Source organism: Pseudomonadota bacterium (assembly GCA_027620075.1).
Taxonomy (GTDB): domain Bacteria; phylum Pseudomonadota; class Alphaproteobacteria; order Rickettsiales; family UBA6187; genus 1-14-0-20-39-49.
Map to the genome: position 1 here is coordinate 392320 of JAQCEY010000001.1, position 12376 is coordinate 404695.

The window sequence follows — 12376 nt, forward strand, 5'->3', positions numbered from 1 at the left end:
TTACTTAACATCAAATAATTCGTAAAATCTTGATATTTCGAACATCTTCTTTACTTGCCCCTGAGGTGATTTAAGCACTATTGTCTTGTTTGTTTTTTTAGCTTCATCACGCACAAGCAAAAACAACCCTAAAGCCGCCGAATCAACAAATTCGACCTGATCTAAATTTATTTCTATTTGCTTCAATCCACTATCATTAAAAACACCTATAACATCTTTAAAATTACCATGGTCTGCGAATGTAAATTTGCCCTGCATCTTTATATCACATGTAGCCCCATTGATGGTTTTTACGTACTCCATAAATATCTCTCTTATAATTAAAATAACTCAATATCATCATCGCTTTCTGATGAACTATTTGCGGCCTTCTGACCAATCTCGTCCGCTGAACAAATATATTTTTCTTTAATTAAGAATTCTATAAAATCATTCTTTAATTGGCTAAGAGTCATCCCTGATACTATCTCAGCGGCTCTGTTTTTATCTATGTCTGAATTGGTCATACTGATGCACAAACTTCTCTCTCCTTCTTTTTGGCTATCAGCATTATCGTTTTTGACACACTCCAACACAGAAGTTATATTATTTATATATTGTGATGCCCTGTCTGAAAACTGCATGTCCATGGTCATACCCGATATGTTACTAGATGTCTGCTTGGTAAACTCCACATTACTCAACAGTATCTTTTCCAGATTATCGCTTTGACTCAAGATACTCTTCATTATCAGGTCGACTTTTTCTTTTACAAGTATATTATCCGACATATCAACCGTTGCAACTTCATTTAAGGTTCCAAAACTGTCATTTACGCTTTGAACCACCTCCCCTATCTTGGAATTCATCTCTTCTGATAAGCCCGATATCTCTTTCGATAAAGACCGAACCTCATCGGCAACAACTTCAAACCCTTTTCCGGCATCACCGGCTCTTTTTGCCTCAATAGTGGCGTTTAAAGACAGCAGGTTAGTTTGCTTGGTAATTTTTTGCACCCTTCCTATGAAAGATTCGATAGCAGATAAATTATTTTGGGCTGCCTCCAAGGCATAAACCATAGACATCGCTTTTTTTGATACATACAAAATCTTGTCCGTAGCATCATCAATTGCGTTATTAATAAGACCAATAGAATCAACAAGAGAGTATCGCTCCCCCCCCACATCAAGCGAGTTAAGCATTGTAGCCACTTCCTCTATTCTATCACCCTGTTCCATTGAAGATTCGGCAAGGCTTTTAAACTTCACATTTAAACCTTGAGTACCCTGCTCAATTGAAACTGCCGTTTTTCTAAGCTCTTGGTTAACTATATCTATAATACCCGTTTGTAACCGAGCCTCCTTTAACCAATCCTTCAATACGTCCTGAGGTCTTTTATATCCCATATTACTTGAAAAATCCTCAATATTGACAACCTTATTCTTTTGTTGCACATCATTAGCAGGAACCGGATCAACTTTAGACTCTTCAACACTCATCTGTTTTTCCACTTTTTTAACAGTTATAGATCCATTTTCTTTCGATACACCTATAGACCCTGCTATTTTAAATATCCTGCTTAACTTGCTTTCCGGCTTGGGTTCAGGTTCAGGCTCCGGCTCTACATTCTGACAATCGCCTGTTTCACTATCTACATTGTTTGCAACATTATCGTTACCGATATAGACTTCAGGCTCATCATCTTCAGATTTTATAAGATCTTCTATTCTATTGCTTTCAATATTCCGACTGATATTAGCTACAGGCTCTTCAATCGGTTGAGGGTTTTGTTGTAGTGAATCATTATTTTGAGGTTGAGGGATATCAACACTGCCTTGCACATCAACCGGCTGATTGCTCGGTATGGTATCTGCTTCCTGTCGCTCCCGAGCGACTTCGGGTTGGGGGGGATTAATTTCCACACTTACGCTTTCCTGAGCAGTAAATGCCTCTTGGGCAGGAATCGCTTGTGCTTCGGTAATATTATTATCAACAACACTTTCAGCAGAGGCAACTGCGGGAGTTTCTACAACTTCATTACTTGCAAGCTGCTCCTCTTGTTTCTCTTCAACCGGAATTTCTTGCTGCATCAAGGTAGGCTGCGGTTCAATCACAGGCTCGGCAACATTTAAGCTTTCAACTACGTATTCAGGAACAGAGACCGTTTCTTGAACAGAAATCGCTTGTTCTTCTATAATATTATTATCAACAACACTTTCAGCAGAGGCAACTACTGGAGTTTCTACAAATGCATTACCTGCAACCGATTCTTCTTTTTGCTCTTCAACTAAAATTTCCTGCTGCATTGAGGCAGGCTGAGGTTCAACCACAGGCTCGACAGGTTTATAAAACTGATTAACACTCTCTTGAACCGGAATTGCGTTAGCGGTATAAGTTACATCTTCTTCCTTATCAGCATGCAACGATTCAGATGCAGTCTGTTCAACCGCATTTTCCTGAACTAACCGAGCTTCATTTTCTTGTACAACCTGTCGGGTCTGCATTTCGGGTTCTGTGACAGGCTCACTATTATTTTGCAAAACCGTTTCAGGCTCTTGAGATTGCATTGTTTCTAGAACTTGCGGTTCTGATATATTTTTAATTTCTTCCGGCTGTTGATGCGGCATCTTAATCAATGACGAAAGTAAAACTTTATGCTCTCCTTCTGATGAATTGACCTTATTATATACGGGGCTTTCAACATTAGCCTCAACTTTTTTTGCCTGTATAAGTGAATCCATCATATTTTGGGCAGAACTATTTTGTACGGCTTTAGAGTCGGCTCGATAGCTTGACTCCCCTACATTCTCTTTTTGTTCAGAACCGATTTCATTAGTCGCATTATTACCTATATCGGGAATATCAGAATTTTTTATACCGGCATTAAGCAGGTCTTTTAGACGAATCCTCCCTTCTTCTATAGGATCATTATCTTTTTCTATTTTATTGTTTAGCTGCCTCATGATAAATCTCCGCTCACATACATTGCTTTATTATTTCTTCAGCCATTTTTGTAATCGAAACTTCTGTATTAACAGCTCCGATTTGCCTTGCCTCTTTGGGCATTCCATATACAACACAACTACCCTCATCTTGTCCTATAGTATAGCCTCCTGCATTTTTTATTTTTAACATTCCGTTTGCACCGTCTTTTCCCATACCTGTCAATATAACGCCTAATGTTTTGTTACCGATGGCGGAAACAACAGAATCAAACAATACGTCCACTGACGGACAATGTCCCGAAACTTTATCATGACCTCCCAAGTCACACAAGATATCAGTACCTTTTTTCTTAATTCTAAAATGACACCCTCCATGAGCAATGTAAACATTTCCCGAAGACACCTTTTGTCCGTCTACAGCTTCCTGCACATTCAATTTACATAAGCCGTTTAATCTTAAAGCAAACTGCTTAGTAAATTTTTCAGGCATATGCTGCACCACAACAATAGGTGGCATGTTAGAAGGCAATTTTACCAAAACCTCTCTTAAAGCCTCAACTCCTCCGGTAGAGGAGCCTATTGCTATAATTTTTTTAGATAACTCTTTATTTGCTGATAATTCAAGAACTTTTACATTATTCGTCTTTTTACGGAATGTCCTTACATTAGCTCTTGCAGCTATTTTAACTTTATTAATTAACTCTTCCTTCAAAAATATTAAGTTATCCCTGCTATTATTATCGGTAGGCTTTGCTACATAATCAACCGCCCCTATCTCAAGGGCTTTTATCGTAGTATCCGCTCCTTTCTGGGTAAGAGTAGATGCCATAACTACAGGCATAGGGCGTAAGGTCATTATTTTTTCTAAAAAAGCAATACCGTCCATTTTCGGCATTTCAACATCTAGCGTTACCACATCAGGATTCAAGGCTTTTATCTTTTCTCTTGCATCATACGCATCTACTGCCGTCCCTACGACGTTTATCTCAGGGTCTGAAGATAACATTTCCTCAAAAATGCTTCTTATAAGTCTGGAATCGTCAACTATAAGAACCTTGATAGGCATACTAAAAACCTCTAAAATAATTCAACACCACTTCCACTTTTATCACGGTCATTCTCATGTGAAACCGTATCCTTGATTTTCTTAATATACCGCTTCTCTTCTTGCTTGACTTGTGCAACCTCCCTATCTCCACGTATCTTTTTCATCATGACTCTACCCGTGTCAGGAAAATAATGAATCCTTCTTGGAGAATTTCCGCCTAAATCCTGCCCGTTTATTTTTATTCCTTCATTTAGCAGATATTCTTTTATAAATTTTACGTTCTTATCACCTATCATTGCAGAGCTTTCTATTACGTTACCTCCACCGAATATTTTCACCTCCAACCGTTCTTTTTTTCCACCGAGCTTTAATATATCGTTAATTAGTTTTTCCATAGAATAAGCACCGTATCTAAGAGGAGCATCTGCTGCGTTTGTACCGTCTGGCAGTAAAAAATGGTTCATTCCTCCCACTTTTACAAACGGATCCCTTATACAAGCCGATATACAAGACCCTAAAACCGTTACCATAACCTGATTACGTTTGTCAGTTACATAACAGTCGCCTGAAAAAACTTTGACTACCTCTCCGGCAATCTCGGATTCAGTTTCTTTATCCTCGTAAACAGAACCGACAACTTTTTTATTAATATCCACTATTATATTTTCCTGTATATTGTTCTGCCTATAAGTTCAAAATCATCGCTAACTTTAAATAGATTTTCCGAATGACCTATATACAAAATCGCTCCCGACGGCATTAAAGATGATATTTTTTTAAACAATTCTATTTGGGTCGGCTTATCAAAATATATGACTACGTTCCTACAAAAAACATAATCCATCGGTCCCTTCATAGGCAATTGATGCATCAGGTTTAGCTGTTTAAAAGTAATAAGCTCCTTCAAATTTTCAGCCATTACGCCTTTATTATCTTTTCTGCTAGATTTAACCACATACTTACTTCTATATCCGACGGGGATTTTTTGAAGCAGGCTATCATCATATACGCCGTTCTTAGCCGTCTCTAGCATGTTGGTATCAATATCAGTTGCCAGTATCTTTATGTCCCACGCCTTATAATTCTTTAACCCTTCACAAACGGTCATTGCTATACTATACGGCTCAGGGCCTGACGAGCTTGCTGCCGACCATATCCTAATTCTCTTATCGGCCTTAGGCTGCAAACTTCTTTGATTTAATGATTCTTTCAAATGGTCAAAATGGTGATGCTCACGAAAAAAACTTGTAAGGTTAGTAGTTACGGCATTTACAAAATTACCCACCTCCCCTTCACCTTCAGGGCTATCTATAAACTTGCAATATTGCTCAAATGATTTTAAATTCAGCTCCCTCAGCCTTCTTGCTAACCTCCCATATACCATATCACGCTTATGATCGGCTAACTTTATGCCAGATTTTTCGTAAATCTTTGCAGCTACAAATTTAAAATCATCGTCTGTGAACTGAAATTCTCTACTAACCGCCACAACAAAAACCCTCTACTATTACGCTTCCTCTTTCATATCCGACTTACGATTTCCATCAATTTTAATATCTTGACTGTCAAATAGGCTATTTATATCAAGAACCACAACCATTTTATCATCAAGTGAAATTAGACCTTTTACGAACTTGTCATCAACCTTCATTTCCATCTGCGGTGCCTGCTTAATATCATTTTGTGCAACCTCTATAATATCCGATACCGCATCAACCAATATGCCTATCAACCTTTGACCTACGGCAATTATTATCACTACATGTTTTTCCGTTGCTTTAGTCTCGCCCATATCAAACCTTCCTTTCAGGTCAAATATAGGAATAACCGCACCACGCAGATTTATAACTCCCTTCATAAACGGGGGGCTATTCGGCAATCTGGTAGTTTCCGTCCAGCCCTTTATTTCCCTTATACTTAGCAGATCAACGCCATATAGTTCATTATCAACTTTAAATGTCAAAAACTGGGCTATATCCTGATGTTCCTGTATAATATTACGGACATCATTTTGGGAAAGCTCTTGGCTTTTCCCCTCGCTTTGACTTCCCTCAATTTCATCTATTTGTTCTTTTACCATATGTTACCGCCTGTTTTAAGCTACATTTTCCTGTTCCACTTCCTCAACGACAGAAGTAAGTTCCTGCAATTTTGATATATCCAATATTAGTGCAACCTTACCGTCACCAAGTATAGTTGCCGCCGATATCCCCGGAACGGCATCTGAATTTTCTTCCAGACTTTTTATAACAACCTGCTGCTGTCCGATTAACTCATCGACCACAAGCCCGAACTTGTCCATGCCGTTTTCAACCAGTACCACAAGTGCTTTACTCGGATTTTTTTCAGCACCTGCAATACGGAAAACCTTATGCAGATAAAGTATCGATATAAAATCACCCCTAACATTAATCAGGTCGTTAGCATCTGCTATTTTTCTGACCTCATCATTTTTAGGACGCATAGTTTCAATGATACTACCGATAGGTATAATATATTTTTCTCTGCCTACCCTAACTATCATTCCGTCAAGTATCGCAAGGGTTAGCGGCAGACTTACCAAAAACGTAGACCCCTCCCCCGGCTTATTTATTATATTTATAGTACCGCCCAAACTCTCTATATTTCGCTTTACCACGTCCATACCAACGCCACGCCCTGAAATATTAGACACAACCTCCGCCGTGGAAAATCCGGGCATAAATATCAGATTGTCTATTTCATGATCGGAAAGCTCTGCTTCGCTCGACACCAGCCCTTTATCTTTAGCTTTTTGTAAGACTCTTTCCCTGTTAACCCCACGTCCGTCGTCAGATATTTTCAGTAATATTTTGCCTCCGGCATGTTCGGCAGAAAGCTTTATAACCCCTTGGGCAGGCTTACCGGCGGCAATGCGGTTTTCAGGAGTATCAATACCATGATCCACTGAATTTCTAATCATATGAGTAAGAGGGTCGGAAAGCTGCTCTATAACGGTACGATCAAGCTCGGTTGCCTCTCCTATCATCTCAAGCCTTATGTCTTTTTTCAGCTGCGTTGAAAGGTCTCTTACTATTCTTGGCATTCTTGAAAAAACAGATTTTACAGGCTGCATACGCACGGCCATAACCGCCTCTTGCAATTCCCTTGTATGCTGTGATAAAGTAGTTATCCCCTGCACAAGCTTAGGGTGTTCTTCAAACGATATATCGGCAGATTGTGCCGCTATCATTGCCTGCGTTATAACAAGCTCCCCCACCATATTAACCAAGCGGTCAACCTTATCGATATCAACCCTTATGGAAGTAACTACCGGAGCGGCTTTTGCCGCATCATCAGTATTATTTTCCTTCACCAATTGCGGCTTAGGTAATTCTTTTTGTACTTCAGCCTGTTTAGACCCATTTTCAATAGCTTTGGGTCTTTCTTTGGCAAAACCTGCTATCTTCTCGATTATAAGCTCACACTCATCTTCAACAAACTCAAAAACTTCCCTGATATCATCAATTGTTTTTTCGGTCTCTAGGCTAAAACTCCATGACACATAGCACTTTTCCGGATTAAGCTTGTTAATATCAGGTAAATTATCCGTGTTTATCTCACACTGCAAGTCACCCAATGACTTTAGCTCATTAATGATAAGTAACGGCTCATTTCCCGATATTAGCATATCCTCTTTGGGCTTAAACTCTATACTGAATATACTAATCTCGTCATCATCACTCTTGTCAGACTCGCTCTTTTGTTCACAAACATTAGACTCACTGCCAAGCACACTCCTTAGATGTTCGGAAACCTCATCTTCAATACCCGCCTCCGCCTCAACCCCGGATTGTGCCGCAACAACCATCTGTCTTACAATATCTACCGAAGACAGAAGGGCATCGGTCACCTCTCTTGTAGGAGCGAGATCTCCTTCCCTCATAGCATCAAGAAGTTCTTCTAAGATATGAGTGAACGATGTGATGCGATTAAAGCCAAAAGCACCGGAACCACCCTTTATAGAGTGTGCACAACGGAATATTGCGTTTAACTCTTCATTGTTAGGATTATCTTGGTCAAGCCCTAGAAGCCTTTCCTCCATATCCTCAAGAAGCTCAAAACATTCCGTTATGTATGTTTCTTTAAATCGCTGCAAATCATCCATCGATAAACCATTTAAATTAAAATTACGCCGCAGCTACTTTATTTACTACCTGAATAAGCTTTTCAGGATTGAACGGCTTAACTATCCAGCCTGTCGCACCGGCATCTTTGCCTTGCTGCTTCTTATTTGCATCACCTTCTGTGGTAAGCATCAATATCGGAGTAAATTTATAGGTCGGATTAGAACGAAGGTTCCTTATCAATTCCAGACCGTCCATATTAGGCATGTTCAGGTCGGTTATTATAAGGCTAACCTCCTGATTACCCAGAACACTTATAGCATGCTGTCCGTCTTCCGCCTCAATTACATCAAACCCCTCTTTTTTCAGGGTAAATGACACCATTTCCCTTATTGTTTTTGAATCATCTACAGTTAAAGCTATTTTTGGCATTTGTTATTTCCATTTATTAAATTGCGACTCTAAACCCAACACTAAAAAAGCATTCGTCATTTCTGATGAAGGATTTTCTATTTTAAAACTACCCTTTTTTTTACAAACTGCCAAAGCCGATGCTAACAATATCTGAATTGCCGGAGTGGTGATTTTCTCCACTTCTTTTGCATTCACTTTCAAGTTTGTACCGGCTTCGGATAAGGGCTTGATTTCATCATAAAATGACGATGCCGACCTGATATCAAGAACCGACGGAAGTGATAATGATTTTGAATTTTTACTATCTTTTTTTGTTGCACTCATACGCTCTACCTGATGTCACAAAACAACTTAAAATAAATATACCATAATATTATGTGATTATTAGTTGAGTATCAACATAAAAGATTACTATTTTTTGGGAGTGTTCAATAAATATAGAATTTGTATGTTTTTCAAAGCAATCTAAGGCGCCCTAGAAGTAAACTTATTATTTTTATTTCGTATTTTCGGGTAATGACGAGTTTTATTTGCATTATGCAGAGGTCTTATCTGTAATTTTTGTCATGCTGAACTTGTTTCAGCATCTCTAACATGACAAAGTATATGCTGAAACAAGTTCAGCATGACAAAGTCTGTCTACAATGAACACTTCGTAGTTTTTAACAAGATTTTTAAATTTAATTTGCCAGCATGAACAAAAATGCCAGATGAGCAAGCACCTTTGAATAGCTATCGTAAACTTCTCTTTGCACCTCATACATATAATGCCCCACACCATCTAGGATAAGAGTTTCAAAATAAGCACCGGAATCCTCCAGTATGACCTCTGCCTCCTGCACCGAATTATACTTTATGCCCTTAGTACCGTCATTGCCGTCGGGCTTTATGAACGCATCACTTGCACCATGTATTGCGTAAACGGATAAGCTACTATTATCAAGGCACGAATCCCCCATCAACGCACCCGAAACCACAACAAGCGACTTGACTATTCCGGGCTTTTCACAAACAAACTTATATCCCAGCATACCTCCGTTGGAATGACCCAGAATATATACCTTATTATCGTCAATATTATAACTTTGTGTAAAATCGGCAATCAACTGCATTAAAAATGCCACGTCATCAACTTTATCGTACGCTGCCTTGCCGCAGCATTCTCCGGCATTCCATGTTCTTTTATTGCTCCCGCTAGCCTCTTCCGTACCTTGAGGATAAACAACAACGAACTTATAAGCATTTGCCACCTGATTCCAGAAAGTACCGTTCATAGTTAATTCGGCATTTCCATAAGCACCATGCAACACCATGACCAGAGGAACCTTACCGCCTGAAGGTAATCCGCTTGGTATATATGATAAATAATCTCTTTGTTGAATGTCGGCAGAATAAACCATATTTGGAATAATAGACATAAGTATAATCAGCCGGATTTTATTTAGCACCTTCATCTTACATCTCCATATTTTGATTAGAAACTTACGGAATTATACAAAAAAACTGACGTATTACGCAGATATCTCTAGATATGCATTATAACTATAAGAATATAGTATAAATATTAACGAATGATTAATTTGAAATATTTGTGATACAAACAAGACTAGGCAAGCCACTTACCGATATATGATATCTGCTCATCATTCATAAGCATCGGGGCATGCCCTACACCTTTGATTACCGCCCCTTGGGTCTGACTTTTTGAAGCAAGCATTTTATTATAGGTTTCATCGGACAAGATATCGGACACTTCGCCCCTTAATACAAAAACCGGACAATTAATTTTATTCCAGAATTTTTCAAGATTCACGTCAGGACATTTCCCTATCCTGCGGGGACTTTTGATGTTGCCCAAAATTCTGGTAATAATTGGAATTTTCTGCACTATTTCAGCATCATACCTGAATGTATAAATGCCGTTATTTTCTTCTATGCTATACTTGAAAATATGCCGCCACTGCTCATCGGTTTCAAGTCCGAAAGTCAGCATTCTGGCTTTTAGGTTTCTTGCCGCATCTTCATAACTTTTAAATTCAGGTTTTATACTTACATAATCGAATATCCTATCCAGAGCCTTACCCGATATATGCATACCTATATCATTAAGCACCATTTTGTTGATAAGATTTGCCTTTTGCGATGCTATTATCATACCTATTATACCACCCATAGACGTACCCACCCAGTCGATTTTTTGCAAGCCAAGATTCTCAAGTAAAATAAGAATATCAGAAACATAGGTCGTATAATTATATCTTTTTTTATCCTCTAGCCAATCGCTATTTCCCCTGCCTGCCACGTCAGGGCATATTATCCTGTAATCCTTCTCAAGGCTTTTCGCTAAAAAATCAAAGTCCCTTCCATTGCGGGAAAGACCATGTACACACACCAAAACACGTTTGTTATCCTCATTGCCCCAATCGGTATATGCAAGCTTACGCAAGCCATGCTTTTCCTCAATATTAATAAAACTTTCTTTTACAGGCACTTACCCCCCCCCTATATACCGAAACGGCATGTATCCAGACCGCTAAGGTCAATTTCAGGCATTTTAGAATCAACTATATCCGCTATGGCTTTTGAGCTTGCAAAGGACATTGTCCAGCCCAAAGTCCCATGACCGGTATTTAAATATAGATTATCATATTTTTTAGTTTTACCGATTATAGGAGAACCGTCGGGAGTAGAGGGTCTAAGGCAAGCCCACTCGGTAGCGTTTTCCAGCCCCTTAACTTTAGGAAAAAGATATTTCGTCATACGCTTTAAGGTTTCTATACGCGGCTTTTCAACAGAGTCATCATATCCGGCAAACTCGGCTGTTCCTGCCACCCTCAATATATCGCCCAAACGTGAATATACTATCTTATTGAACTGGTCGGTAACCCCTACCGACGGGACATGCGAATCTTTCAGGTCGCCTATCGGGATTGATATGCTATATCCTTTCATAGGGTATATAGGAATTTTTATACCTATCTTACCTAGAATAAGCGGAGTCTTTGCTCCGAGGCACACCACATATTTATCGGCACTTATCTCGCCTTTATCCGTTTTTACCCCTTTAACACGATTACCTTCAATTACAATTTCTTCAATTTGCGTATCATACTCAAATTTAACCTTGCCTCTTTTTACTAATTCCTCGGCAAGTGATACGGTAAATTTATTTACATCGCCACTACCGTCCATAGGGTAGAATATACCGCCTATGATATCCATATCGCCGTAGCCTAAAGCAGGCTCTTTTTCTACCACCTTATCCATACTGTCGAGCAGTTCATACGGACAACCTCGTTCTTCCTGAAATTTTGCCTGTTCAATATTAAAATCCAGTGCTTTTCTACTTTTAAAAACGTGTAGAATACCGTTATCCTGCTTGCAAAAATCAAATGAAATATCCGATTCTATCTCTTCAAGACACTTCCTACTATACATAGCAAGCCTTAACATATTTTCGCTGCTTTTTAGTGCCTGATTAGTATTGCAGCAAGAAAGAAATTGCAGACACCACTTCCACATTTTTAAATCTACGATAGGCTTTATAACTAGCGGAGAATCCTTTTTAACAAGATACTCGGGTATCTTTTTAAAAGAATTAACATTAGCCCACGGTTCAACATGTGAATAGCTAAGCTGACCGCCATTTGCAAAACTACACTCGGACGCAGATTTTTGATTTTTATCTATAACGGTAACATCATGCCCGCTTTTAGAAAGTCGGTACGCAGTAGTGACCCCGATAACACCTGCACCCATTACAAGTATTTTCATAATTATTTTTCCGAAAGTTTACTATACACATATTATATCCAAAAATTTAATTCTCAATAAATATAAATATAGTGAACCCTCTTTTTCCGAGTGCATGTTAATATCGACAGATTATAGTAAATTAAAAGCCG

The 12376-nt window shown here is 38.8% G+C and carries 12 protein-coding genes; all 12 read right to left on the reverse strand.

Annotated elements, in window-relative coordinates; all coding sequences use genetic code 11:
* The 12 genes from O2942_02045 to O2942_02100 all read right to left on the reverse strand — a co-directional run bounded on the left by O2942_02045 (window position 1) and on the right by O2942_02100 (window position 12245).
* Window positions 1-303 (reverse strand): STAS domain-containing protein, encoded by a 303-nt coding sequence (locus O2942_02045; GenBank protein MDA0781028.1) that lies wholly within the window; start codon window positions 301-303, stop codon window positions 1-3.
* 17 nt (window positions 304-320) lie between these two features.
* Window positions 321-2942: a methyl-accepting chemotaxis protein gene (locus tag O2942_02050; protein ID MDA0781029.1), complete on the reverse strand. Its 2622-nt coding sequence runs from the start codon at window positions 2940-2942 to the stop codon at window positions 321-323.
* 13 nt (window positions 2943-2955) lie between these two features.
* Window positions 2956-3990, reverse strand: coding sequence for a chemotaxis response regulator protein-glutamate methylesterase (locus O2942_02055; protein ID MDA0781030.1), 1035 nt, complete (start codon window positions 3988-3990; stop codon window positions 2956-2958).
* An 11-nt stretch (window positions 3991-4001) separates the two neighbouring features.
* Complete coding sequence (locus O2942_02060; GenBank protein ID MDA0781031.1) at window positions 4002-4628, reverse strand: chemoreceptor glutamine deamidase CheD; 627 nt, start codon at window positions 4626-4628, stop codon at window positions 4002-4004.
* A 2-nt stretch (window positions 4629-4630) separates the two neighbouring features.
* Complete coding sequence (locus O2942_02065) at window positions 4631-5461, reverse strand: protein-glutamate O-methyltransferase (protein MDA0781032.1); 831 nt, start codon at window positions 5459-5461, stop codon at window positions 4631-4633.
* An 18-nt stretch (window positions 5462-5479) separates the two neighbouring features.
* Window positions 5480-6052 (reverse strand): chemotaxis protein CheW, encoded by a 573-nt coding sequence (locus tag O2942_02070; protein MDA0781033.1) that lies wholly within the window; start codon window positions 6050-6052, stop codon window positions 5480-5482.
* 15 nt (window positions 6053-6067) lie between these two features.
* Entirely contained in the window at window positions 6068-8098 is a 2031-nt protein-coding gene (locus tag O2942_02075) for a chemotaxis protein CheA (protein ID MDA0781034.1), read from the reverse strand.
* Between the two features lie 22 nt (window positions 8099-8120).
* A complete protein-coding gene (locus O2942_02080; GenBank protein ID MDA0781035.1) occupies window positions 8121-8489 on the reverse strand; it encodes a response regulator in 369 nt (122 codons plus the stop codon).
* A 3-nt stretch (window positions 8490-8492) separates the two neighbouring features.
* Window positions 8493-8795: an STAS domain-containing protein gene (locus O2942_02085; protein ID MDA0781036.1), complete on the reverse strand. Its 303-nt coding sequence runs from the start codon at window positions 8793-8795 to the stop codon at window positions 8493-8495.
* 356 nt (window positions 8796-9151) lie between these two features.
* Window positions 9152-9925, reverse strand: a complete 774-nt coding sequence (locus O2942_02090; GenBank protein MDA0781037.1) for an alpha/beta hydrolase-fold protein — start codon at window positions 9923-9925, stop codon at window positions 9152-9154.
* Between the two features lie 152 nt (window positions 9926-10077).
* Window positions 10078-10962, reverse strand: coding sequence for an alpha/beta hydrolase (locus O2942_02095; protein ID MDA0781038.1), 885 nt, complete (start codon window positions 10960-10962; stop codon window positions 10078-10080).
* An 11-nt stretch (window positions 10963-10973) separates the two neighbouring features.
* Window positions 10974-12245 carry a D-amino acid dehydrogenase gene (locus O2942_02100; protein ID MDA0781039.1) on the reverse strand — a complete coding sequence of 424 codons (1272 nt, stop codon included), beginning with the start codon at window positions 12243-12245 and terminating at the stop codon, window positions 10974-10976.
* Window positions 12246-12376: the final 131 nt, after the last annotated feature.

Excerpts from the sequence above, each read along its gene's own strand:
- O2942_02085 (MDA0781036.1), bottom strand. The coding sequence starts at position 8,795 with ATGAGTGCAACAAAAAAAGATAGTAAAAATTCAAAATCATTATCACTT.
- O2942_02075 (MDA0781034.1), bottom strand. The coding sequence starts at position 8,098 with ATGGATGATTTGCAGCGATTTAAAGAAACATACATAACGGAATGTTTT.
- O2942_02050 (MDA0781029.1), bottom strand. The coding sequence starts at position 2,942 with ATGAGGCAGCTAAACAATAAAATAGAAAAAGATAATGATCCTATAGAA.
- O2942_02080 (MDA0781035.1), bottom strand. The coding sequence starts at position 8,489 with ATGCCAAAAATAGCTTTAACTGTAGATGATTCAAAAACAATAAGGGAA.
- O2942_02045 (MDA0781028.1), bottom strand. The coding sequence starts at position 303 with ATGGAGTACGTAAAAACCATCAATGGGGCTACATGTGATATAAAGATG.
- O2942_02070 (MDA0781033.1), bottom strand. The coding sequence starts at position 6,052 with ATGGTAAAAGAACAAATAGATGAAATTGAGGGAAGTCAAAGCGAGGGG.
- O2942_02100 (MDA0781039.1), bottom strand. The coding sequence starts at position 12,245 with ATGAAAATACTTGTAATGGGTGCAGGTGTTATCGGGGTCACTACTGCG.
- O2942_02055 (MDA0781030.1), bottom strand. The coding sequence starts at position 3,990 with ATGCCTATCAAGGTTCTTATAGTTGACGATTCCAGACTTATAAGAAGC.
- O2942_02090 (MDA0781037.1), bottom strand. The coding sequence starts at position 9,925 with ATGAAGGTGCTAAATAAAATCCGGCTGATTATACTTATGTCTATTATT.